24 protein-coding genes are annotated in these 23,581 nt (G+C 62.2%); 16 read left to right on the top strand and 8 right to left on the bottom strand.

Annotated features, from left to right (window positions below):
* Nucleotides 1-99: 99 nt before the first annotated feature.
* The 3 genes from M0H32_RS24215 (at nucleotide 100) to M0H32_RS24225 (ending at nucleotide 3,040) form a co-directional block, all read left to right on the top strand.
* Nucleotides 100-1,626 (top strand): YifB family Mg chelatase-like AAA ATPase, encoded by a 1,527-nt coding sequence (locus M0H32_RS24215; RefSeq protein ID WP_248158469.1) that lies wholly within the window; start codon nucleotides 100-102, stop codon nucleotides 1,624-1,626.
* Nucleotides 1,627-1,735: 109 nt separating this feature from the next.
* Nucleotides 1,736-2,281: a hypothetical protein gene (locus M0H32_RS24220; RefSeq protein ID WP_248158472.1), complete on the top strand. Its 546-nt coding sequence runs from the start codon at nucleotides 1,736-1,738 to the stop codon at nucleotides 2,279-2,281.
* A 30-nt stretch (nucleotides 2,282-2,311) separates the two neighbouring features.
* Nucleotides 2,312-3,040: a hypothetical protein gene (locus M0H32_RS24225; protein ID WP_248158474.1), complete on the top strand. Its 729-nt coding sequence runs from the start codon at nucleotides 2,312-2,314 to the stop codon at nucleotides 3,038-3,040.
* A 45-nt stretch (nucleotides 3,041-3,085) separates the two neighbouring features.
* Here M0H32_RS24225 and M0H32_RS24230 read toward each other — a convergent pair whose 3' ends face one another.
* Nucleotides 3,086-4,126, bottom strand: coding sequence for a zinc-dependent alcohol dehydrogenase family protein (locus M0H32_RS24230; RefSeq protein WP_248158477.1), 1,041 nt, complete (start codon nucleotides 4,124-4,126; stop codon nucleotides 3,086-3,088).
* Between the two features lie 205 nt (nucleotides 4,127-4,331).
* Between M0H32_RS24230 and M0H32_RS29560 the strand changes: the two genes are divergently transcribed.
* From M0H32_RS29560 to M0H32_RS24245, 4 genes are all read left to right on the top strand, one after another.
* Nucleotides 4,332-4,454, top strand: coding sequence for a hypothetical protein (locus M0H32_RS29560; protein WP_282449525.1), 123 nt, complete (start codon nucleotides 4,332-4,334; stop codon nucleotides 4,452-4,454).
* Between the two features lie 103 nt (nucleotides 4,455-4,557).
* Nucleotides 4,558-4,875, top strand: coding sequence for a heavy metal-binding domain-containing protein (locus tag M0H32_RS24235; RefSeq protein ID WP_248158479.1), 318 nt, complete (start codon nucleotides 4,558-4,560; stop codon nucleotides 4,873-4,875).
* A gap of 9 nt (nucleotides 4,876-4,884) precedes the next feature.
* Complete coding sequence (locus M0H32_RS24240; protein WP_248158482.1) at nucleotides 4,885-5,475, top strand: GNAT family N-acetyltransferase; 591 nt, start codon at nucleotides 4,885-4,887, stop codon at nucleotides 5,473-5,475.
* Between the two features lie 466 nt (nucleotides 5,476-5,941).
* Nucleotides 5,942-6,901: an agmatinase gene (locus M0H32_RS24245; RefSeq protein WP_248158485.1), complete on the top strand. Its 960-nt coding sequence runs from the start codon at nucleotides 5,942-5,944 to the stop codon at nucleotides 6,899-6,901.
* 41 nt (nucleotides 6,902-6,942) lie between these two features.
* Here M0H32_RS24245 and cysK read toward each other — a convergent pair whose 3' ends face one another.
* The 3 genes from cysK to dut all read right to left on the bottom strand — a co-directional run bounded on the left by cysK (nucleotide 6,943) and on the right by dut (nucleotide 9,421).
* On the bottom strand, nucleotides 6,943-7,902 hold the full coding sequence (cysK, locus tag M0H32_RS24250; RefSeq protein ID WP_248158487.1) for a cysteine synthase A: 960 nt from the start codon (nucleotides 7,900-7,902) through the stop codon (nucleotides 6,943-6,945).
* Between the two features lie 136 nt (nucleotides 7,903-8,038).
* Nucleotides 8,039-8,701 (bottom strand): HAD family hydrolase, encoded by a 663-nt coding sequence (locus tag M0H32_RS24255; RefSeq protein ID WP_248158489.1) that lies wholly within the window; start codon nucleotides 8,699-8,701, stop codon nucleotides 8,039-8,041.
* A gap of 270 nt (nucleotides 8,702-8,971) precedes the next feature.
* Nucleotides 8,972-9,421: a dUTP diphosphatase gene (gene dut / locus M0H32_RS24260; RefSeq protein WP_248158496.1), complete on the bottom strand. Its 450-nt coding sequence runs from the start codon at nucleotides 9,419-9,421 to the stop codon at nucleotides 8,972-8,974.
* Nucleotides 9,422-9,597: 176 nt separating this feature from the next.
* On the opposite strand from dut, the gene M0H32_RS24265 reads away from it, so the two are divergent.
* From M0H32_RS24265 to M0H32_RS24275, 3 genes are all read left to right on the top strand, one after another.
* The gene (locus tag M0H32_RS24265) at nucleotides 9,598-10,017 is read left to right on the top strand and encodes a hypothetical protein (RefSeq protein WP_248158498.1); all 420 of its coding nucleotides are present in this window, start codon (nucleotides 9,598-9,600) and stop codon (nucleotides 10,015-10,017) included.
* A 22-nt stretch (nucleotides 10,018-10,039) separates the two neighbouring features.
* Complete coding sequence (locus M0H32_RS24270; RefSeq protein WP_248158499.1) at nucleotides 10,040-10,621, top strand: OmpA family protein; 582 nt, start codon at nucleotides 10,040-10,042, stop codon at nucleotides 10,619-10,621.
* A gap of 175 nt (nucleotides 10,622-10,796) precedes the next feature.
* Nucleotides 10,797-11,585: a DODA-type extradiol aromatic ring-opening family dioxygenase gene (locus M0H32_RS24275; RefSeq protein ID WP_248158506.1), complete on the top strand. Its 789-nt coding sequence runs from the start codon at nucleotides 10,797-10,799 to the stop codon at nucleotides 11,583-11,585.
* Nucleotides 11,586-11,595: 10 nt separating this feature from the next.
* Here the strand turns inward: M0H32_RS24275 and coaBC are convergent, their stop codons facing one another.
* A complete protein-coding gene (gene coaBC / locus M0H32_RS24280) occupies nucleotides 11,596-12,822 on the bottom strand; it encodes a bifunctional phosphopantothenoylcysteine decarboxylase/phosphopantothenate--cysteine ligase CoaBC (RefSeq protein WP_248158508.1) in 1,227 nt (408 codons plus the stop codon).
* Nucleotides 12,823-13,119: 297 nt separating this feature from the next.
* Nucleotides 13,120-14,292, bottom strand: coding sequence for a penicillin-binding protein activator (locus tag M0H32_RS24285; protein WP_248158510.1), 1,173 nt, complete (start codon nucleotides 14,290-14,292; stop codon nucleotides 13,120-13,122).
* A gap of 248 nt (nucleotides 14,293-14,540) precedes the next feature.
* Between M0H32_RS24285 and rsmI the strand changes: the two genes are divergently transcribed.
* Both rsmI and M0H32_RS24295 read left to right on the top strand, forming a co-directional pair.
* Entirely contained in the window at nucleotides 14,541-15,452 is a 912-nt protein-coding gene (gene rsmI, locus M0H32_RS24290; protein WP_248158513.1) for a 16S rRNA (cytidine(1402)-2'-O)-methyltransferase, read from the top strand.
* Nucleotides 15,452-15,841 carry a YraN family protein gene (locus M0H32_RS24295; RefSeq protein WP_248158516.1) on the top strand — a complete coding sequence of 130 codons (390 nt, stop codon included), beginning with the start codon at nucleotides 15,452-15,454 and terminating at the stop codon, nucleotides 15,839-15,841. Before rsmI ends, M0H32_RS24295 begins: the two co-directional genes overlap by 1 nt.
* Nucleotides 15,842-15,911: 70 nt before the next feature.
* Here M0H32_RS24295 and secB read toward each other — a convergent pair whose 3' ends face one another.
* The gene (gene secB / locus M0H32_RS24300; RefSeq protein ID WP_248158520.1) at nucleotides 15,912-16,415 is read right to left on the bottom strand and encodes a protein-export chaperone SecB; all 504 of its coding nucleotides are present in this window, start codon (nucleotides 16,413-16,415) and stop codon (nucleotides 15,912-15,914) included.
* A gap of 196 nt (nucleotides 16,416-16,611) precedes the next feature.
* Between secB and M0H32_RS24305 the strand changes: the two genes are divergently transcribed.
* The 4 genes from M0H32_RS24305 (at nucleotide 16,612) to M0H32_RS24320 (ending at nucleotide 22,394) form a co-directional block, all read left to right on the top strand.
* Nucleotides 16,612-18,009 (top strand): ActS/PrrB/RegB family redox-sensitive histidine kinase, encoded by a 1,398-nt coding sequence (locus M0H32_RS24305; protein ID WP_248158523.1) that lies wholly within the window; start codon nucleotides 16,612-16,614, stop codon nucleotides 18,007-18,009.
* A gap of 22 nt (nucleotides 18,010-18,031) precedes the next feature.
* Complete coding sequence (locus tag M0H32_RS24310; protein ID WP_248158526.1) at nucleotides 18,032-18,589, top strand: ActR/PrrA/RegA family redox response regulator transcription factor; 558 nt, start codon at nucleotides 18,032-18,034, stop codon at nucleotides 18,587-18,589.
* 98 nt (nucleotides 18,590-18,687) lie between these two features.
* Entirely contained in the window at nucleotides 18,688-20,526 is a 1,839-nt protein-coding gene (locus M0H32_RS24315; protein ID WP_248158535.1) for a VHL beta domain-containing protein, read from the top strand.
* A 179-nt stretch (nucleotides 20,527-20,705) separates the two neighbouring features.
* On the top strand, nucleotides 20,706-22,394 hold the full coding sequence (locus tag M0H32_RS24320) for a methyl-accepting chemotaxis protein (RefSeq protein WP_248158541.1): 1,689 nt from the start codon (nucleotides 20,706-20,708) through the stop codon (nucleotides 22,392-22,394).
* Between the two features lie 218 nt (nucleotides 22,395-22,612).
* Here the strand turns inward: M0H32_RS24320 and coaA are convergent, their stop codons facing one another.
* Nucleotides 22,613-23,578, bottom strand: a complete 966-nt coding sequence (gene coaA, locus M0H32_RS24325; RefSeq protein WP_248158543.1) for a type I pantothenate kinase — start codon at nucleotides 23,576-23,578, stop codon at nucleotides 22,613-22,615.
* Nucleotides 23,579-23,581: the final 3 nt, after the last annotated feature.

A 23,581-nucleotide genomic window follows, 5' to 3' on the forward strand; every position in this document is an offset into this window, starting at 1 on the left:
CGTCTTTCACCGGCATTCCTGTCATTGTTCCATCTTTGTTCTTGAAACTCCCGAAAATATATGATTGCCTGACTTGCATCTTCAGGTAGAGGGCGGGGCATGGTCAGCCGGGTCACGACGGTTGCGTTTCAGGGCATCGAAGCGGTGCCGGTGGATGTGCAGGTCCATGTCGGCCCGGGCGCGGTCGTCTTCAATGTCGTCGGCCTTCCGGACAAAGCGGTCGCCGAAAGCCGGGAGCGGGTGCGCGCAGCGCTCTCCGCCTCTGGCCTCGCCTTGCCGGCCAAGCGCGTCACCGTCAATCTCGCCCCCGCCGATCAGCCCAAGGAAGGCTCCCATTACGATCTGCCGATCGCGCTTGGCATCATGGCCGCCATCGGCGCCATACCGGGCGAGTTTCTGGAAGGTTATGCGGTTCTGGGCGAACTCGGCCTCGACGGCACGCTGGCGCCGGTCGCCGGCGTGCTGCCCGCCGCCATGGGCGCGAGCGCGATCGGCAAGGGCCTGATCTGCCCCGAAGCCAGCGGCAGCGAGGCCGCCTGGGCCGACCCGGATATGGATATCCTGGCGCCGCGCTCGCTGATCCAGCTCGCCAATCATTTCAAGGGCACCCAGGTGCTGTCCCGTCCGGTTGCCCGGCTGCAGGGCCATCCCGGATCCCTGCCGGACCTTGCCGAGGTCAAGGGCCAGGAAACGGCCCGCCGGGCCCTGGAAATCGCCGCGGCGGGCGGCCACAATCTCCTGATGACCGGGCCTCCGGGCTCGGGCAAATCCATGCTGGCGAGCCGCCTGCCGTCGATCCTGCCGCCGCTGACCCCGCGCGAGCTTTTGGAAGTCTCCATGATCGCCTCGCTCGCCGGTGAACTGGCGGAGGGCAAGCTCACCGACCGGCGGCCGTTCCGGGCTCCGCATCATTCCGCCTCCATGGCCGCGCTGGTCGGTGGGGGACTGAAGGCCCGGCCGGGCGAAGTATCGCTGGCCCATAACGGCGTGCTCTTCCTCGATGAGTTGCCGGAATTCACGCCCCAGGTGCTCGACAGCCTGCGCCAGCCGCTGGAATCCGGCGAAGCGGTGATTGCCCGGGCCAATCACCGGGTCTCCTATCCGGCGCGGATCCAGCTGGTTGCGGCCATGAACCCGTGCCGCTGTGGCCATGCCGGCGAACCGGGCCATCAATGCCGCCGTGGCGAGCGCTGCGTCACCGACTATCAGGCGCGCATCTCCGGGCCGCTGCTCGACCGGATCGATGTCAGGATCGAGGTGCCGGCGGTGACCGCCGCCGATCTGATCGGCCCGTCGGAAAGCGAAAGCTCCGAAAAGGTCGCCGCCCGGGTCGCCGAAGCGCGGGCCATCCAGCTGCAGCGTTTCCTGGAGCTCGGCGTTGCCTGCCGCACCAACGCCCAGGCCCCGGCCTCCGTGGTCGAGACCATGGCCAAGCCGGACGACAAGGGCCTCGCCTTCCTGCGCGACATCGCCGAACGGCTGGCCCTCAGCGCCCGAGGTTACCACCGGGTTCTGAAACTCGCGCGCACCCTCGCCGATCTCGACGGCGTCGACCAGGTCGGCCGCATTCATCTTGCCGAAGCGATGAGCTACCGCGGTCAGGACGTGTCGCGGCGGGCGGCTTGAAATGATCCGTAGGTCTCAAATCCAGGACATGGGTAGCCAAGTCTTTGGTCTGTTCAGACATTTTTCGAAGCATCAAGATCAAGCCCGTTTATGTTTGCGAGAAAGCCTTATGACGAAACTGGATACTCTTTATGGCCCGTGTCTAGAAACAGAACGACCCATATCCAAATTGGAACTCAAATTTCAGCCAAACTCTCTCCAACAACTGACCAAAGACACCGCTGCCAGCCTGCAGAAATACTTTGAAAGCGCACTGTTCTTGAAGATACCGGCAGTGATACACCGCAAAGTCGTCATTCTATGGGTGATGGATGAACCCGGCAACATCTTCATCGCTTTTGAAGAACTCATCGACGGTCATGATGGCAGTTATTTGATGCCGTATTTTCGCGAAAGTCTGGTCACAAATCGCCTAAATCACGAAATCAACGGAGGGCGCATTGGACGTTTGGGGCACCCTTCGCTGCTTGCCGGCAAACGCGCCGCACGCATAGGCGGAGAAATACGATTCAGGCCTGAGGACAATGACTCCTTCCATTGGAAGATCAACCGGTTGTCAGGACGATATGGCGTCCGATCACATCAAACCGATGCCCACCTGGCGGCCGTTCACTCCCTCTTTATGGAAATGGGACTACATATAGGCACTGAATAGCGTTATATTCTGCCCAGAGGTAAACATCTCATGGACTTAGCGAACGCATCCCCGAAACAACTCCGGTCCTTAGCGGATGACATCGCAGCAAAGGATGATGAAAAGCTTGCGGACTTCGTGGGCTCGCTGGAAGCGTTGTTGGCACATTCCGTATTGGACGAAGGCCCCTTCGAAGACGAAATCTTTGTACTAGGTCGCAATCTTTCGACATTCGGTGTGCTGCGTAAAGTCGGCGCACAGCGGATCGGCAATGCTCTCAGCCGGATTGGGCAAGATGTCCTGGACGTATTTTTCGAAGGTGTTCAAGACGATTTTGCGGCCGAAATTCAAAGGGAGATTGAAATCTCAAAATCGGTTGCGCAGACCGCTGACCTATACTCAATAGAAAACGAAGCTGAGCCATTTGTAGCTTATGTCGAGAATGTGTTGCCAGGCGTGGAATCAAATTGGGTTGTTGAGCCCGTGAAAACCCTGATTTTCCGCACAGACGGTACAGCTCAAGTTGCAAGCAGTGTCGGTTACCTGCCCCGCCCCAAGCATGTTGACACCTCAGCTGCTGCGGTATGGCACGTAATCAGCGACGTCCAAGCTAAATCGGAAAACTTCGTTCCCATCGATGTGAAGGCAGGTGATCGCGTGCTCTTAGGTAAATGGTCGGGCGCCATGGTGAATATTGACGGCAATGATCTTCTGATCGTGAAAGAAGCAGATTTTCTCGGGACCACTTCAACACCAACAGATCTGCTTAAAAAGTCTTGATGGCCATTCAAGAGCGGACAGGGCGCTTTTGCCTTATCCGCCCCCTCAGAACCGCGTCACCACCGTCGCCCCGACGCCCTCAAACCGGTCCATCCCCGTCAGTGCTTCAATGGATTGTTCCAGGCTGATTTCCCTGCCGACGAGGCGATCGGGCTTCAGCTTGCCTGTTCTCACTATATCCAGCATGGCGCCATAGCGGTGGGCCTGCATGCCGTGGCTGCCAAAGATCTCCAGTTCCCAGCCGATCACCTTGGCCATCGGGATCTCAGGCGTGGCGTGATCGGCGAGCATCAGGCCGATCTGCACATGACGGCCGCGGCGGCGCAGGTTCTGGATCGAATTGAAGCAGGTGGTCGGGTGGCCCAGAGCATCGATCGAAAGATGGGCGCCGCCGCCGGTGATCTCGATCACCGCCCCGGCAACATCCGGTATTGCTGCGGCATTGACCGTTGCCACAGCGCCGAGGTCCTTTGCCAGGGCCAGCTTGTCCTCGGCAATGTCGATGGCAACCACCTGGGCACCGACGGCCTCGGCGATCATGACCGCCGAGAGGCCGACACCGCCGCAGCCATGAACGGCGACCCATTCGCCGGCTGACGCCCGGCCCTGGTCGATCACGCCCCGGAACGAGGTCGCGAAGCGGCAACCGAGGCTGGCGGCGGTGGCGAAAGTCATCGTCTCCGGCAGGGCGACCAGATTGAGGTCGGCCTGGTGGATGCCGACATATTCGGCAAACGACCCCCAATGGGTGAAGCCGGGCTGGAACTGGTGCTCGCAGACCTGCTGGTGGCCGGCATGGCATTCCGGGCAGGCACCGCAGCCGCCGACAAAGGGCACGGTGACCCGATCGCCTTCCTTCCAGCGGCGGACATCCTTGCCGGTCGCCAGAACGGTGCCGGCGAGTTCATGCCCGGGCACATGCGGCAGCGTGATGTCCGGATCATGGCCCATCCAACCATGCCAGTCGCTGCGGCAAACCCCGGTCGCCTCGACCTTCAGCACCACGCCATGGGCCTCCGGTGTTGGATCGGGCACCGTTGCGAGCTTCGGGGCCTGCGCGAAGGTTTCATAAAGCACGGCTCTCATAGGATTTCCTGTCGGAGACTGAACGAATGGATTTGAACGATATGGTCCTTACGAGCTTTGCCATTGTCACGGCCTGTCCACCAGCCTTTATTGGTCCCCAAGGCCAAACGCCGGGCGGGACACGCGGCGGATAAGCGACTTGTTAGGATCTGCCTGACACACTGCCGCCGCACACCCAAGACCTCGCCCGGACCGGAAGGACCTCATGTCGGACGGAGTGAAACCGAAAAAGACCACGGACACGCAGACCGGCTGGACGATCTACACGCTTGCGGTTGCCACGGGCATCGCCGTGACGCTGGCGGCCATTTTCTCGCATATCTTCTGAAGGTCAGGGCTGCGCGCATTCTGCTGCGCCGGCGCACTTTCCTTGCAACGGCAAGGGCCGCATCCCATCTCTGTAATCGTCACATCTTTTGAGGAGAACCGATATGCTGGTCACCACCACCAACACCATTCAAGGCCGGGATCTGGACTACAAGGGCCTGGTGACCGGTGAGGCGATCCTCGGGGCGAACCTCTTCAAGGACATCTTTGCCGGGATCCGCGACATCGTCGGCGGCCGCTCGGGCGCCTATGAGGAAGAACTCGCCAAGGCGCGCAAGATCGCGGTTGAGGAAATGTGCCAGCAGGCTCAGGCGATGGGCGCGAATGCGGTCATCGGCGTCGATCTCGACTATGAAACCGTCGGCCAGAACGGCTCTATGCTGATGGTCAGCGCCACCGGAACAGCGGTGATCGTGCGCTGATCGCTGACAATGCGCCAGGCCTTCCGGATCGTTCCCGGTTTTCCCGAGACCGAGCGGCCCGTTGCCGTTCGCCTGTTCTGGCGGGCCTTTTCCGGAAAGCTTGGCACAGTCATGGGGCCGGAGGAAAAAGCGCTCAGGTTTCTCGACCGGGTGATCGATCCGGGCTTTGCGCTGGGCGCTCTGTCGCCGGACGGTCGCCTGCTCGGGCTTGCCGGCTTCAAGACGGATCAGGGTGCGCTCGTGGCAGGCGGCCTCGAGGACATGATTGCGGTCTATGGCACCTTGGGCGGAACATGCCGCGGGCTTCTGCTGGACGTCCTGGAACGGGAAACGGAACCGCATTGCCTGCTCATGGATGGGATTTTCGTTGCCGAAGAAGCCCGTGGTCAGGGTGTCGGTAGCGCCCTGCTTGAGGCGGTCTGCGCGCAAGCGCGCGAGCGCGGTCTCGCCCGTGTCCGCCTGGATGTGATCAACACCAATCCGCGTGCCAGAGCCCTTTATGAACGTGCCGGTTTCAAGGCTGTTAGCGAGGAAAAGACCGGGGTTCTGGAAGTCCTGTTCGGTTTTTCGTCAGCAACGCGGATGGAGCGGACGGTTTAGGGCGGGCTCTTTGCGAAGTCACAACCTGCTTGTCACCCCGGACAAGCGGAGCGCAGATCCGGGGCCTACTCGCAGGTCCGCCTGCTGAAGCCATAGCGCTATCACTTAAGCGAACGCCTCCCAAACCACTCTCTGGAAATGAGTGGGTCCCGGGTCTCGCTTCGCTCGCACGGGGTGACACTGAGTATTGGAGTGATGCCTCGGCCCTGATAATCGGTTTATCGCGACGACACACCTTATGCCGCCTTTCACACCTTCAAGTTTGATGCTGTAGTGTGGTGAATTTGAAATTCGCCTCATTGTTGCAGCGACCATCGAAGTGAATTTCAAATTCGAAAACCACACTAGAAACATATGCTTGCTAGTCACCCTTTTGAATCTGAAGCTCGTTCCGAGTGTGCCGGGAAATAAGACGAACTTCAGATTCGGGGAACTAGTGCCGGAAACCATCCAGCGGGAGCTAAAAATGTCCTCACACGGCTATGAAGGCGGGCGGCTCAATCTGCCCTTTGTCGGCATCTGCACCTTCGGCAAGTCGCCCTATCAGCCGGATTGGGACGCGATCGACGCGGATGTTGCCGTTCTGGGGGCGCCGTTCGATTTCGGCACCCAATGGCGCTCCGGAGCGCGCATGGGGCCAAGGGCAATCCGCGAAGCCTCGACGCTGTTTTCCTTCGGCCATGCCGGGGCCTATGATTTCGAGGACGACATCACCTACCTGCCGGCGGAAACCACAAGGATGGTCGATCTCGGCGACGCGGATATCGTGCACACCGACACGATCGAGAGCCACAGGCGCATCGAGTTCGGTGTGCGCAAGATCCTCGCCGCGGGCGCCCTGCCGGTGGTGCTCGGCGGCGATCACTCGATCAACATTCCCTGCATCAACGCCTTCGACGGCGAAGCCCCGATCCATGTGGTGCAGATCGATGCCCATCTCGACTTTGTTGACGAGCGCCATGGCGTGCGCTACGGCCACGGCAACCCGATGCGCCGGGCGGCCGAAAAACCTTACGTGACAGGGCTCACCCAGATCGGCATCCGCAATGTCTCGTCAACGTCGCGGGACGGTTATGAGGACGCAAGGCGCATGGGCTCGGACATCCAGTCGGTGCGCCATGTGCGCAAGCTCGGCACTGAAGGCCTTCTGGCGCGCATCCCGGAAGGCAAACGCTATTACCTCACCATCGACATCGACGCCTTCGATCCGTCGATCGCCCCGGGCACCGGCACGCCCAGCCATGGCGGTTTTCTTTATTACGAGGTGCTGGAGCTGATCGACGGCCTGGCCAAACGCGGTGACATTGTCGGCATCGACCTGGTGGAAGTGGCGCCGGACTACGATCCGACCGGTTCCACAAGCATCCTGGCGGCTCAGATCCTGATGAATACGATCGGCCGGGTACTGCATCACCGGAAAAAATGAAACCGCCCCGCAAACCGGAAGAATTCGCGGGGCAGTATGACTTAGAGGCCCTCGAACAGCGCCGTCGACAGGTAGCGCTCGGCGAAGGACGGAATGATGATGACGATGTTCTTGCCCGCCATGTCGTCGCGCTGGCCGACCCGGATGGCGGCGGTCAGCGCCGCGCCGGAAGAAATGCCGACCGGCAGGCCTTCGGTCCTGGCGACTTCGCGCGCCATGGCAAAAGCGTCCTCGTTGGCGACGGTCTGGACCTCGTCATAGACCGAGGTGTCAAGGATGGCCGGGACAAAGCCGGCGCCGATGCCCTGGATCTTGTGCGGGCCGGGCTGGCCACCGGAGAGGATCGGACTGTCGGCAGGTTCCACGGCAACCACGTGAAGGTCCGGCTTGCGGGATTTGAGCACCTGGGAAACGCCGGTGATGGTGCCGCCGGTGCCGATGCCGGAGACGAAGACATCAACCGTGCCGTCGGTGTCGTTCCAGATTTCCTCGGCCGTGGTGTTGCGGTGGATTTCCGGGTTGGCCGGATTTTCGAACTGCTGCGGCATCACCGCGCCATCGATTTCGGCAACCAGCTCCTCGGCGCGGGCAATGGCGCCCTTCATGCCTTTCGGACCTTCGGTCAGTTCCAGTTCCGCGCCCAGGATCTTGAACATCTTGCGGCGCTCGACCGACATGGTTTCCGGCATCACCAGGATCAGCCGGTAACCCTTGGCCGCGGCGACAAAGGCGAGCGCGATACCGGTGTTGCCGGAGGTCGGCTCCACCAGGGTGGTCTTGCCGGCTTCGATCTGGCCGGCGGCCTCCATCGCCTCGATCATGGCAACGCCGATCCGGTCCTTGACGCTGGAGATCGGGTTGAAGAATTCAAGCTTGGCGAGAAGGTTGGCCTTGACGCCATGGGCCTTGGCCAGGCGGTCCAGCCGGACAATCGGAGTATCGCCGATCGTGTCGGTGATGGAGGCATAGATCTTGCCGCGGCCGCTGGTCTTCTTGCTCATGACTGGTCTCCCTGATCGGCCGGAGCATCCGGCTCAATTCTTTGCTGAAAGCGGTAACATAATACGGCGTCCTGAAAGTTTTAAGAGGCGCAAACTGCCTTTGCGACTGCTTCCCGCGAAACCTTTTTCCAGAAAACTACCGGCTGTTGGAAAGAAGAAGCTCCGGCAGCTGCGCCATCTCGTCGAACAGGATGCCGCCGGCCGCCGACAGAGCTGCCCGGTCACAGGCCGGATCCTCGGCGTACGCATAGACCCGCATGCCGGCCGCGCGCGCCGCCATCACACCCGGAACGCTGTCCTCGATCACAACGCAAGTCTCTGGCGCATGGCCCATCTTGCGCGCGGCAAGCAGGAAGACATCCGGCGCCGGCTTTCCATTCGCGCAATCCTCGGCCGAAAACAGCCTTCCCTCGAGCCGTGGCAACAGGCCGGAACTGCCGAGGGTGGTACGCATCTTCTCGTAGCGGCCGGAGGAGCCGACACAAAAAGGCAGGTTATCGTGGTCCAGCCGGTCGAGCACCGCCTCAATGCCCCTAATCGCCGGCACGCCCGCCGCAAAACTCTCCAGATCGCGCCTGCGCACCTGGTCCGGCCAGTCCGCCGGCAGTTTCCGGCCGATCAGCGCCTCGACCCGCCGGTGCACATCCTCCAGCGTCCGTCCCATGAACTGCTTCTGGCAGTCCTCGCCGGTCATGGCGTGGCCGAGTTCCGTGACCAGTTCGGCCATGTTGCGGTTGGTGAGCCGTTCCGTGTCGACAAGCACGCCGTCGCAATCGAAAATGACGAGACTGGGGGTCATAAGCTTACGTCCTTAGAGTCTGGCCCATAAATGAAGCTGAAATGGTTTGAGGCGAATTGGTCTTCATCAAGGAGCGAAAGCGTAGGAAATGTGGTTCATTTTCAAGCCTTTTGCGACGCAGGGGAAGACCAATTCGGTCAAATCCGAAGGACATGGAAATGGCTTCACCCCGTGTCGTCAGCGCGCTTGATCGGGCAATAAGCCCGCTCCGCGCACCCTTCCTATCGGGGTTGTGCCATTTCGACTTCATTTATGGGCCAGACTCTTAGGTCAGCTGCGGCCGGTGGAACCGAAGCCGCCGGTGCCCCGGAGAGTTTCGGACAGGGCCTCGACCTCGTGGATCTCCGCCTGCAGCACCGGTGCGATCACCATCTGGGCGATCCGTTCGCCGCGGACGATCTCGAAGGGCGCGTCGCCCAGATTGATCAGGATGACCTTGACCTCGCCCCGGTAGTCCGCGTCGATCGTGCCGGGTGTGTTCAGGACCGTGATGCCGTGCTTGGCGGCCAGGCCGGACCGGGGGCGGACCTGGGCCTCGTAGCCCGCCGGCAATGCCATGGCCAGGCCGGTCGGCACCAGGGTCCGTTCACCGGGAGCGAGTGTCACCGGCGTTTCGACGGCGGCGGTGAGATCAAGCCCGGCGGCAAGCTCCGACTGATAGGCGGGCAAGGGCAGGTCCCGGCCATGGTCCAGGCGTTTCAGTTCCAGCGTGACGGTCATTGAAGGCATCCGGCAGTGAGTGTTTCCGGCGAGTGACGACATTCGCGGTCCGCTGTCAAGGTTGCCGAGCCTGAATGATTTTTTGGAATTGAAATCAGGGATCTACTTGCAGTCGTGAGGTTCTCCTGAAACACTCTGCCGCATCGTAATGTTGCCGTGTTCGGGAGATTTGCAACATGAGACAATTGATATTTGCCCTCACCGCCGGCGTTTTGCTGGCAACAACCCCTTCAGCCATCGCGCAAACTGTCGGTTTCGCCGACGCGATCAAGATCCTGGCGGCCAGCTGCGGCAAGGACATCGAAAGCCATTGCAAGTCTGCGACGCTCGCCAATAACGAGATCATGCAGTGTCTTGAGAAGAACCAGGCCAAGGTCTCGCAGAAATGCAATGCCGACCGGGTCACCGTTGTGGCCCTAATCCAGGAACGCCTCGCCGCCCAGGCAGCCGCACCGAAAATCTGCGAGCGTGATGCCGCGCAATATTGCAAGGGCGTGAAACCGGGCGCCGGCCACATCCTGCGCTGTCTCCTGAAGGCACAGCCCTCCGTCAGCCAGAAATGCAACACGGCCATCGATCTGGCCGGCTACCGCTAACAGCGCCCCAAGGGAGAGTTTTATGACCAGAATCCTTTTGGCCGCTGTTTCGGCCGCCCTTCTTGCCGTCTCCGCGAGCGGCGCGACGGCGCAAACCAAACTGAGCCGCAACGAAATCATCAATTCGCTTCAGGGTGCCCAGCAGGAAGTCGAGCTCAGCGCCGACGAGCTGCAGAAGGCCGCCCTGGAGAACATCGAGAAATATCCGGGCGCCAACGCGCCCCAGAGCCTGCCTTTGGCGGACAAGCTGGCCTCCTTGCGACAGTTCAATGTTGAAATCACCTTCGATTTCGACAGCGCCCGCATCAAGCCGGAATCCTATGAGACTGTCGGCCTGATTGCGGACGCGCTGCACACGCCTTATCTCCAGGGGCAGACGTTCTTCATCGTTGGCCACACGGACGCCAAGGGCGCCCGGGAATACAATCTGGAGCTTTCGCTGAAGCGGGCGATCGCGGTGCGTGAAGCGCTTGTGACAACGTTCCGTGTGCCGGGCGATACGCTCTTTGCGGTCGGACTGGGCGAGGAACAGCTGCGTGATCCCTCCGATCCCGATGCCGCCGTCAACCGGCGTGTCCAGCTGATCAATCTGGGCTACCGGTAACCGGCCCTGCCACACGCGCACCGCTTGCCGAGCGCTAAGCGGTGCGCTTGAACAGTTTTTGGATTTTTTAACGACTGTTCGAAAATACTGAACGAGCTTTCTCTAAATTCGGATCTAATACCACGCTTGAAAAGGCGTATTTTTAAGGGACACCGATTCTGCAAGGAGTGGCTCCATGGCGGCAGCGCCTGTCAGCATTTCGCCTGTTTTTTTCGCGCATGGTGCGCCGACCCTCGCCCTTGAAGACACAGCCGCCAGCCGGTTTCTGAAAGGGTTTGCCGCGTCGCAGCCGATTCCCAGGGCGATCGTGATCCTCTCCGCCCATTGGGAGACGGAGGGCCTGAAACTGTCCGCGCCGGGCCCCTTGCGCACCTATCACGATTTCCGCGGCTTTCCGGCCCCGCTCTATGACATTTCCTATCCGGCCGAAGCCGACGAGGCGCATGTCGACGAGACGGCGCGTCTTCTGGAGGCCGCCGGTCACGAGGTCGAACTGGACAGCCACAGGGGGCTGGATCATGGCGCCTGGGTGCCGCTGTCGCTCGCCTATCCGACCGCCAGCATTCCGGTGGTTGCGCTGTCCCTCCCCTTTGGCAGCACCCCGTCTTCGGTCTATGCCCTGGGTAAAGCCCTGGCGCCCTTGAAGGACAGGGGTGTTCTGCTGGCCGGGTCCGGCAGCACGACGCACAATCTGCTCGAATTCGGACCGCAAGGGTCACCGACGCCGGCCTGGGCGGCCGATTTCGACCGCTGGCTCGATGACGGGCTCAAATTCGGCTCGATCGGTTATTTCGACGATCTGGAGCGCGCGCCGGCCTTCCGGCGCAATCATCCGACGGACGAGCACCTGCTGCCATTGTTCTTCGCCTTCGGCGCGGGCGGTTCGGACGCAAAGGCACAATTGCTTCATCGCAGCTACGAATACGGCTCGATCAGCATGAGCTATTTCAAGTTCGCGGCCTGAAAAAAGCCAGCTATTTCACCGCCAATGCCTCTGCCGCGCGCTCAATGATCCGGCGGGCCACTTCCGTCTTGTCCAGTTCCGGCCAGTCCTCGACACCCGTTCGGCTGACAAGGCGGACCGTGTTGGCGTCGCCGCCCATGATGCCGGTTTCTGGGCTGACATCATTGGCGACGATCCAGTCGGCCTTCTTGCGCTCCAGCTTGCCGCGCGCATTGTCGATCAGGTTCTGGGTCTCGGCGGCAAAGCCGATCAGGAGTTTCGGCCTCAGGCTGCCGTGATGGCCGATGGTGGCCAGAATGTCCGGGTTTTCGGTCAGCTCCAGGGCGGGCGGCCTGCCGCTGCCGTCCTTCTTGATCTTCTGCGTGCCTTCCGACGCCACCCGCCAGTCGGCAACCGCGGCCGCCATGATGGCAATGTCGGCCGGCAGATTGCTTTCGACCGCCGCCAGCATGGCAGAGGCGGACTCCACATGGATGACATTGACATTGGCCGGATCGGGCAAGGTGACCGGGCCCGAGACCAGCGTCACCCGCGCCCCCGCCTCGAAGGCGGCTTTTGCCAGCGCATGGCCCTGTTTGCCGGAGGACCGGTTGGCGATGTAGCGCACCGGGTCGATCGGCTCATGGGTCGGCCCAGACGTGATCAGCACATGACGGCCGGCCAGCGGCAGGTTGCCTGCCTCGATTGCCGTATCCCTGAGCACGGCCTCGGCAGCGGCGACGATCTCCAGCGGCTCGCTCATGCGGCCGGTGCCGGCTTCGCCCTTTTCCGCCATTTCACCGCTGGCCGGGCCGCAGACTGCCATGCCGCGTTCCTGCAACACCGCCAGATTGCGTTGGGTCGCCGGGTTCTGCCACATTTTCGGGTTCATCGCGGGAGCCAGCAGCACGGGCTTGTCGGTTGCCAGCAGCACGGCGGTGGCCAGATCGTCGGCAATGCCATGGGCCATCTTCGCCATCAGGTCGGCTGTCGCCGGCGCGATCACGATCAGGTCGTGGTCCCGGGCGAGCCGGATATGGCCGACATCGTGTTCGGCCTCCCGGTCGAACAGGCTGGTGAAGACCTTTTCCGCTGACAGCGCCCCGGCGGCCAGCGGCGTTATGAATTCCTGCGCGCCGCGTGTCATCACCGGGATCACCCGCGCGCCACGTTCCTTCAAGCGCCGGATCAGGTCGAGGGATTTGTAAGCCGCGATGCCGCCGCTGATGATCAGCACGATCTCTTTGCCGCTCAACATCTACTCGTTACTCCTGATGAAAGCGGTGACCCTAGGGTCAGGACCCACTAATTTGAGTGAAATGGTAGGGATGAATGTGTTCGGATACGAGGCGCAAAGCTGCAGGAAACCTTCCGGTTTCCCAAGATTTGCAACGACGTTGCCGGGCAAATTCACCCTATCCCGGAGGGACGCAAAAACGGCTTCGATCTGCTGCGTCAAACCGCTCAACCGGGCGTATAGCCCGCTTTTCGCGCTTTTCCTTGCAACTCGTTGCTGTTTGTTGCGCCATTTCGATCAAATTAATGAGTCCTGACCCTAGAAACCGGTGCGGAAATCTCTCGGCGCGGCGGAAATCACCTGGGTGCCCTTGCCGGTCACCTGATAGACGGCCAGACCGCGCTCGTTGAGGCCATTGGACTGGAAGCGGAACAAGCCGTCAATGCCGATGAAGCCGTCCCGATTGGTCAGGATGCGCTGCTCGAAGCGCTGCTGGCCGGCGGAGCGGATCAGGCCCGCGGCGAGCGTGACGCCGTCATAGACCAGGCTGGCATTGCGCGGCGGGGCGGACCCGTAGGTGCTCTGGTAGCGTTGCGCGAAGGCCAGAAAACCCTTGTCCTCCGGTCCGGCAAACCAGGCGCCGGCGAGAACCGGATTGTTCTTGATCTGCGGCGAATCCCACTGCCCGGAGCCGAGGATCTTGACATTGCCCAGATTGGCGCCCTGGCTGACCAGGGTCTGCACGGCCACGGCCGGCACGCCGCTGCCCGCGGGAATGAACAGGGCATCGATATTGCCCATGACGGATTTCAACCCTGCCGTCTTGGCAACCAGATCCGAAGTATCGGATCCGTTGAGCTTGTAGCGCTGGATGGTCGCGATCCGGCCCGCAGTGCGGCCGACTTCCTGGCGGAACGCCGCCTCGACAACCGCGCCGTAGGACCCTTCGGGGATCAGCGCGGCATAGGAACGTTTCTGCTGGCTGGCGGCATAGCCGATGATGCGCTTGGTGTCGGTTTCCGGCAGGAAACTGAGCAGATAGACCCCGCGTGCGGCAACCGACGTATCGGTCGAAAAGGCAATCACAGGCACGCCTGTGGCGCGGGCCGCCTGGGCGGCGCCGGCAACGGCCGGCGAGAACACCGGGCCGAGGATCAGTTCCGCGCCTTCCGCGATGGCGGCTTGAGCCGCCGCGCGGCCGCCTTCCGCGGTGCCACCGGTGTCCTTCACCAGCAGCTGCAAGTCGGCGCTTGGAAAATTCTGCAAGGCAAGGGCAGCGGAATTCTTGAACACCGTCCCGATCGAGGCATTGCCGCCGGCGCTCGCCAGCGGCAACAGCAGGCCGACCCGGACACCGCCGGTGCCGATCACCTCACCGGTGATTTGCGGCTGCACGCCGGGCTGAACCTGGTCGCCCGGCAGAGAGCCGAGGGTTGAGCCCATGCAGCCGCCGAGCAGCATCGTGCTGGCGCCTGCCAGTGCTGTTTTCAAGAAAATCCGTCTGCGTTGCCTCAGCCCGTCGCCCTGCATTCCACTTGCCATATCTGTCAATCCACCCTTTCAAAAAGACTTACGTATTCGTTGCCGTCCTGTCCAGTTTTAGCGGTCTTTCAAGGGCATATCGCCCGCATCAATAGTGGATTTGCCTTGCATCGGTTGTCCTGCGGCGGTAGCGCAAGGACAACGACATCACTCCAAACGGATCTGCCGCCCGATACCCGGGCGCGAAAGGACCTCTCATGGGCATCGATTCCGCCGCTGCAGCGGACAAAAATCGCTACAGCCTCGCCGAACATGCCTTTACCGCGCCAAATCTGGAGCCCGCGCTCTATATCGTGTCGACGCCGATCGGCAATCTCGGCGACATCACCGTCAGGGCTCTGGAAACCTTGGCGGCCGCGCGCGTGATTGCCTGCGAGGACACGCGGGTGACGGCAACCCTGACCCAGCGCTTTTCGCTGAAGACGCCTCTGATGGCCTATCACGAGCACAATGCCGACAAGCAGCGTCCCAAGATCCTGGAGACACTGGCCGCGGGGGAAGCGGTGGCTCTGGTGTCCGATGCCGGCACGCCGCTGGTCTCCGATCCCGGTTACCGGCTGGTGCGCGATGTGCTGGCCGAGGGCTTCAAGGTCATCCCGATTCCGGGCGCATCCGCGCCGCTGGCGAGCCTCGTCGCCTCGGGCCTTCCCAGCGACACGGTGCTGTTCGCCGGGTTCCTGCCGCAAAAGGGCGGGCCCAAGACCCGGCGCCTCGAAGACCTGGCGGGCATTCCCGCCACGCTGGTGTTTTTTGAAAGCCCGCACCGGACCGGGGCCACTCTGGCGCTGATGGCCGAGAAACTCGGCGCTGGCAGGGAGGCCGTTGTGGCCCGAGAGCTGACCAAGCGCTTCGAAACCTTCGAGCGCGGCACCCTTGAAGAGCTCGCCGAGCGCTTCGACGATGTCCAGGTCAAGGGCGAGATCGTGATCCTGGTCGGGCCGCCGGAAGAAAAACCGGAAGCAACTGCGGACGATCTCGACGCGTTGCTGCGTGAAGCGCTAGCCGACATGCCGGTGAGCGCCGCCGCCAAGAAGGTGGCCAAGGCCACCGGCCTGGAACGCGGTGAGGTCTACAAACGTGCGCTTGAACTGAAGGCGGATGGCGGCTGATGGGCTGGCGGCGGGACAATCCGGCAACCGACAAGCGCCGGCGCGCCCATGCGCTCGGCCTCAACGCCGAAACCCTCGCTGCCTGGTATCTGCGCCTGACCGGCTGGCGCGTTCTGAAACACCGCTACAAGACAAAAGCCGGCGAGATCGACCTGATCGCCAAACGCGGCAAGACGGTGGCATTTGTCGAGGTCAAGGCGCGCAAGAGCCGCCGCGCAGCGCTGGAAGCCGTCACGCCGGCGAGCCAGAGGCGGATCGTCAGGGCGGCGAAGATCTTCGTGTCCCAGCACGCCAAGGCAGGCTTTTACACCCTGCGCTTCGATGTCGTCATCATCCGCCCCTGGGCGCTGCCGGAGCGGATCGTAAATGCCTTCGAGGCCCAGGATTAAAGCGCTTTTCTTGTAAAAAACCCGCGCCGGAGGCCAGCGCGGGTCCGAAAAATCGCGAAATCAAAAAGCCTTAGTTCGGCTTCTGCTCGCCGGCTTCCTTCTGGGCCGCGGCTTGCTGCGCCATGTTCTGGCGGTACAGCTGCGCAAAGTCGATCGGGTCGAGCATCAGCGGCGGGAAACCACCGTTGCGGGTCGCCTCAGAGAGAATGTTGCGGGCATAGGGGAAGACCATCCGCGGGCATTCGATCATCACAAACGGATGCATATGCTCTTTCGGCACGCCGGTGATCTTGAACAGGCCGGCATAGACCAGCTCGACATTGAACATGACCATGTCCGGACGTTCCGCCTTGGCGGTCAGCGTCAGGATGACCTCGAACTGATCGTCTCCCATCTGCTGGGCGCCGACATTGACGTTGATGTCGAGCTTCGGCTGTTCGCCCTGAGCCAGGGAGCGCGGTGCATTCGGGTTTTCGAAGGACAGGTCCTTGATGTACTGGCCAAGGATATGCATGCCCGGCGCAGCGGCGCCTTCTGCCTGCGGCTCTGCGCCGCCGTCATTGGTGTCGGTCATGATCTCATTCCGTTTCGCGGTGCTGAACTGGATACAGTGGACGACAAGTCCCTCCGGATGGCCGCCGGCCCGCGTGATCCGGACAACCGTTTAGCGGGTGGCTAGCATCTAGAACCTTCGGATACAAGAGCCACGGCTTGCCACAACCCGGAATCCGCTCCAAAAGGGGAGAGTTTGCTTTCCAGTTCCGGACATCATGCCAGATCAACCGACGTCCAACATCATCCTGCCGCATCGGCGTCTGAAGCTCGACACGCTGGTGCGTTTGCGCTGGCTCGCGGTCGGCGGGCAATCCGCGGCGCTTCTGGTGGTCCATGTCGGGCTTGGCTATCCGATGCCGGCCGGCCTCGCCTTTGCCATGGTGGCCCTGTCTGCGTGGCTGAACATTTTTCTCAAAATCCGCTGGCCGTCGGCGATGCGCCTGTCGGAACGCGCCGCGATGTTGCAGCTGGCCTACGACATTCTGCAGATGAGCGGGCTGCTCTTCCTGACCGGCGGTCTCGGCAATCCCTTCGCCTTCCTGCTGATGGCGCCGGTGATGGTGTCGGCGACAGGCCTGTCGGCGCGCTACACCTTCATTCTCGGCATCCTGGCGACCATCTGCGCCAGCCTTCTGGCTGTTTTTCACCTGCCTCTCCCCTGGCCGGTCGGCAGCGACTTCTCGCTTCCCGTCGTCTATTCGGTCGGTATCTGGATCGCGCTGGTCTCCACGCTCGGCTTCATGGCGATCTATGCCTTCCGGGTCGCCGAGGAAGCCCGTCAGCTGGCCGATGCGCTCGCGGCGACCGAACTGGTGCTCGCCCGCGAACAGCATCTGAATGCGCTCGACGGCCTGGCAACGGCGGCCGCGCATGAGCTCGGCACGCCGCTTGCGACCATCTATCTGGCCGCCAAGGAGCTGGCCGACGAATTCGAGGCGGACGATCCGCGGGCCGAGGATCTGGACCTGATCCATTCCCAGGCGGAGCGCTGCCGCGGCATCCTGCGCCAGCTGACGAGCCTTTCCAGCGAGACGGACCGCACCTATCAGCGGATGCCCGTCTCGCAGCTTCTGGAAGATGTGATCGACCCGCATCGCGGCACAGGCGTGGCGATCCATTCCGACTGGACCGGAACCGGCCCCGAGCCGGTCGGCACGCGCAATGCCGCGATCCGCTACGGCCTCGGCAATCTTGTCGAAAACGCCGTCGATTTCGCCGCTTCGCGCGTGGATGTCACCGCCAATTGGGATGCCGGAGCCCTGTCAATCTCGATCAAGGATGACGGCCCGGGCTTTTCCGTCGACATTCTGGGCAAGATCGGCGACCCCTATGTTTCCGTACGCGGCAAATCCCTGCAACGGGACACCGGCGGCGGGCTGGGACTCGGGATCTTCATCGCCAAAACGCTGCTGGAGCGCACCGGCGCCAAGCTGAGCCTGGAAAATGTGGCGCCGCCCGAGACCGGTGCCCATATCCGCGTCAGCTGGCCGCGCTCTGTCTATGAGCAGGATGGCGGAGTGGACGAAACGCCATTTTCGGCCCATAACGGCAAAGAGCCACAAAATGTACATACTTCACCGGATGCCTCATCCGGAGCGCAAGTCGAGACGTAAGACTAAAAACCGGTAAGACGACATGACGGACCAGACATCAGCCCCGAGCACCACGGAGGACATGAGCCTCCTGATCGTCGATGACGACAAACCGTTCCAGCAGCGTCTCGCGCGCGCCATGGAAAAACGCGGCTTTGCGATCGACACCGCCGACGGCGTTCAGGACGCGGCCGTCAAGATCGCCCGCGCCGCGCCGGCCTTCGCGATCGTCGACATGCGCCTCGAAGACGGCAACGGCCTCGATGTCATCGAACAGATCCGCCAGAAACGCCCGGATGCCCGCGCGATCGTGCTGACCGGATACGGCAACATCGCCACCGCGGTCACCGCGGTCAAACTCGGGGCCATCGATTATCTCGCGAAACCCGCCGATCCGGACGACATTGTTGCCGCGCTGGCACGCAAGCCCGAAGAAAAGGCCGAACCGCCGGAAAATCCGATGTCGGCCGACCGCGTTCGCTGGGAACACATCCAGCGGGTTTACGAGCTCTGCGACCGCAATGTTTCGGAGACCGCGCGGCGGCTCAACATGCACCGGCGCACACTGCAACGGATCCTGGCCAAGCGTGCGCCGCGCTGATGGCGTGGTCTCGTGCGATTGCAGGCTTGCCCTTTCACCGCCACTTTGCCTAAGTATTGCCAAACGGTGATAGACTTGCGCTCCCACGGAGATCGCTTATGCGGCGTCTTGCTGCCAAATCAAATTCTGCCCCCATGCTGAAGTCCGGACTGCTGGCCGCGGCGAGCGTCCTTCTGATCGTTTCCGCTTCTGCGGTTCTGGCGCAATCCGCGCCCGAGACCATACGCATCAATGTGGAGCCGCCGGAGCCAGGCATCCGGTCGATCACCATCGACAAGAGATACAGGCCGATCATCAGCCGGGACGACAAGGGTGTTGTCGTCGATACACAGGGCAGCGACAGCAAGCGGCCGGGCTGTGACGTCAAGCTGGAAGTCACGCTGGAAAACAGCCGCGTGCTTCACCGGGATGCCAATATCTGCTCCGGCAGCACGCTGGTCGTCGATGTTTCCAACGACGGCAAGCCCGGCGCGGTCGCCCGTGTCGTCGGCACCAACACCGGCACCGCCGCCGGTCCGGTCACCACGTCACCGAGCGAAACGCCGAAAACGACCGTGCTGCCACCCGCGACGCAGACGGAAAGCACGATCACCAAACTCGATCCGCCTCAGGACGGCGGTGGCCTCGAGCCGCTGGAACCGGTCGACACGCCCATTTCCGTTCCCGGAAACGATGGTTCCCAGACCGCGTCGCTGCCCGGGGCCGATTTCGAAACCACCGTCGGCAATGCCATTTCAGGGGCCGGTGCCAATGCCCAGCCTGTGCTGGTGACGCCGAACGAGGCCCGCCAGTGGCTTGCCGAACCCGGCACCCAGCCCGGATCGCCGTCGCTGCTGGAGCATGGCGTTCCGCAGACGGACGACCGGGACTTCCGCGCCGACTGCAGCACCCAGTCCGGCTTCGCGAGGATCACGTTCCAGCAGGCTCCGGCAGGACTTCTGGAAGGCATGCCGCAGGCCGTGCGCATCACAGCCGGCGATTTTGAGAACATCTACAACGCCTTCGGCTCCTCGACCGCCAATGAAGCCGGCGTGTCGCTGCCTGAAGTCAATATCGAGATGACCGACCCGCTGTGGGAGGCCATGATCCGCCAGTCCGAATTGTCGATTGCCGTGGAAGGCCTGCCGGCACATGCGGTTTCCCTGAAGGGCAGCGCCAATCCGGTGCGCCTGTTCGTGGCCACATGCGCGCAACCGCAGCAGATTGTTTCCGATGACGCCTACGGCGCTGAAGAGCCGGGGTCCGACCTGTCCTGCAGCGAACTTGGCCGCGTGCGCTCCGTTGAGGCGACCCGCCCCGGACAGATCGTCTTCCGCAATGCCAGCCAGCAGCCGATCGAGGTACACTGGGTCGATTACCGGGGCGGCGAGCGGCCTTATGCCCGCCTGGAGCCGGGCCAGATCCTGGAACAGCAAACCTACGTCTCCCATGCCTGGACCGTGCGCGGCGCCGGCGGCGAGTGCCGGGGCATCTATGTCACGCGCACCCCGTTCCGCGAAGTCGTGATCCAGGGGCCGAAGACCTTCGGCGTTCCCGGCGGTGTCCCGGGCAATGACGGGTTCGGCGCGAACAACGACACCTGGGGCAATCCCAATGGCGGCTTTGACGGCCAGCCCGGCAACGGTTTCCCGGCCGGTCCGACGCCGCCCGGTGCGATTGAGGGCTCCAACCAGCCGGTCTTCCAGCAACAGCAGACGGCCCGGGCCAATGTCGCCGACTATCTGTGCACCGCCGGCATTGACCTCAATGTGGTGTTTTCACCCGACATGCAGTCGGCCACCGTCGCCGAAATGGGCTATGGCGCCGTTACCCTGCAGCGCCAGGGTGGCGCCAATACCTTCTATTTCGAATCGCAAGGTCATGTGCTGAAAGGCCAGCTTCAGAACGCCACCTGGTCGCGCCCCGGCCTGCGGGATGTGTTCTGCGCCCGCAGATGAACCTATTAGCAGCTGCTTATCTGTAGCAAATTCTCGCAATAGTTGCGGGAACTCTGCGGCAAACTGTCTCCTGACCGGAAGAATGGAGATAGTTTCCCGGAAAAGCTCAACGTTTAAGCAATTGGTCAATTATTTAGCGCGATCCTCTGGGGACATAGCCCTAGAGGAACTCCAAGACCATGTCTTTCGCCCGTTGGCCCATTACCTGGAAAATCAGCCTTCCGATCGCGACCATCCTGCTGTTCACGGCAGCCATTTGCGTTGTCAGCCTCAACAGCCTCTATTCGGCAATGTTCGCCGAACGCATGGCCAAAATCGAAGACATGTCCAATGGCGCGGTTGCCATTGCCGCGCATTACCATGACCTTGAAAAACAGGGCAAGATGAGCCGGGAAGAGGCTCAGAACGCCGCCATGACCGCCATCGGCGCCATCCGTTTCGAAGGTGACAATTACCTCTTTGTCTACAATGTCGACGGCACCAACCTGGTGCACCCGAAGGCATCGCTGGTGGGCACCAACATGATGGGCTTCACCGACAAGAGCGGTGTCCGGATCATCGCGGAAATGATCCAGCTCGCCAATGCCGGTGGTGGTTCCCTGCTCTATTACTGGCCGCGGGCCAACAGTGAGGTCGCCATCGAGAAATATGGTTGGGGTGCGGGCTTCAAACCCTGGAACTGGATGATCGGCACCGGCGTCTATGTGGATGACATGGATACGGCCTATTGGGAGGCCGCCACCACCATCATCGCACTCGCCCTTGTCGGCGCCCTGATCGCCATCGCCATCGCCATCGTTGCCGTGCGCAACACGGTCCGGCCGCTGCGGGCCCTGACCAACAACATGAACACACTGGCGGACGGCAACACGGATATTCACATCGAAGGCACAGACCGCGGCGATGAAATCGGCCAGATGGCAAGCGCCATGGAAATTTTCGTACGCAACGAAACCGAGCGCCGTGCCCTGGAGGACCAGCAGAACGCCGCGCAGGAAGACACCGCGCGCAAGGGTGCCGAAATCCAGCAGCTCAGCGGCGATTTCGACCGCCAGATCATGGACATGCTCAATATCATCGACAGCTCGGTGCAGAACCTGCAGGCCGCCTCCGCCGACATGACCGGCGTCGCAGCGCAGACCACGGAACAGAGCGGCCTGGTCTCCAACGCGTCCTCGCAGGCCGCCCACAACGTTGAAACCGTGGCCGCCGCCGCCGAGGAACTGTCAGCCTCTGTCAACGAGATCCGCCGCCAGGTGCAGTCCTCAAGCGAAATCGCCTCCCGCGCCGCCAATGAGGCGCAGGCCACCAACCAGCGCATGCATGGCCTGTCGGAAAGCGCCAGCCGCATCGGCGAGGTCGTGACACTGATCCAGGCGATCGCCGAACAGACCAACCTCCTGGCCCTGAACGCGACCATCGAGGCAGCCCGCGCGGGCGAAGCCGGCAAGGGCTTCGCGGTCGTGGCGGCGGAAGTCAAGGAACTGGCCAACCAGACCTCCAAGGCGACCGAGGAAATCTCCAGCCAGATCACCGCGATCCAGGACGAAACCGGTCATGCGGCCAGCGCGATTTCCTCGGTGACCGAGATCATCAACAACATGAACGAGATCGCCTCGTCGATCGCTTCCTCGGTCGAGGAACAGGGCGTCGCGACCCAGGAAATTGCCAGCAACGCAACCGAAGCCTCGCGCAGCACCGTCGAGGTGACCACCAATATCGAGACCGTCGCCGCTGCCGCCGAGAACACCCGCGACACGGCGGAAAAGGTCGACAGTTCCGCACAGCAGCTGAAGGAAAACGCCGGCATGCTGCGCAACCAGGTCGGCACCTTCCTCCAGGAAGTGCGCAAGCGCTCGGTGGCTTAAGCCTGACGCTTGTGACAGGCATCTAGAAAAGTGCCTGCCACCCATTCAACGTCATCCTGAGGAGGGCCGCCAGGCCCGTCTCGAAGGATCCGCCGCGAAGACGATAACAAGCGGCCGATCCTTCGAGACGCCGCTCACGCGGCTCCTCAGGATGACGTTTGTTTGTTTGGAAACTCATCAACTCGAGGTCGTTGCCAGCCGCGGGTTTTCCGTTCCCGTCAGATCCGGCGCAGGGCGACCTTTGAAATGCGGTGGCTTGCGTTCTTGGTCAGGATCAGATCGGCACGCGGCCGGGTCGGCAGGATGTTTTCGCGCAGGTTGACCAGGTTGATGTCGCTCCAGATCCGGTTGGCGGTCTCCACCGCTTCCTCGTCCGTGATGCGCGAATATTTATGGAAATAGGAGCCCGGGTCGCGGAAGGCGGTTTCGCGCAGCCGCATGAAGCGGTCGACATACCACTTGCGCAGCAGATCCTCGTCGGCGTCCATATAGACCGAGAAGTCGAAGAAGTCGGACACGAACGGTACCGCACGGCCGTCCTTGGGCAACTCGCGCGTCTGCAGCACGTTGAGCCCCTCGACGATCAGGATGTCCGGCCGGTCGACGGTGACCGTGTGGCCCGGCATGACGTCGTAGTAAAAGTGGGAATAGACCGGCGCGCGCACAAAACGCTTGCCCGCCTTGATGTCGGACAGGAATTTCAAGAGCCGCGGCCGGTCGAAGCTCTCCGGAAAGCCCTTTTTCGACATCAGGCCCTCGGCTTCCAGCACCGCATTGGGAAACAGGAACCCGTCCGTGGTCAGGAGATCGACCTTCGGGCTGGCCGGCCATCGGGCCAGAAGCTCGCGCAGCACGCGTGAGGTGGTCGACTTGCCGACCGAGACCGAGCCCGCGACGCCGATGATAAACGGCGTCTTGTTGTCCCTTGTGCCGAGAAAGTTCTGCGTCGCCTGATAGATGCTGATCGTCGCCTCTGCATAGAAGGCCAGCAGGCGCGACAGCGGCAGGTAGATGGTTTCGACCTGTTCGATGGACACCGGCGCGTTCAGACCCTGCAGCTGGGCCACCTCATGCGCGTCGAGGGTCATCGGCGTGTCCGCGCGCAAACGCGACCATTGGCGCTCGGTGAACACCTGATAAGGGGACAGATCCATGTCCAGGGCGGTTGCGACTTTCTGATCCATGTC

This window comes from Roseibium sediminicola, assembly GCF_023156505.1.
Classification (GTDB): domain Bacteria; phylum Pseudomonadota; class Alphaproteobacteria; order Rhizobiales; family Stappiaceae; genus Roseibium; species Roseibium sediminicola.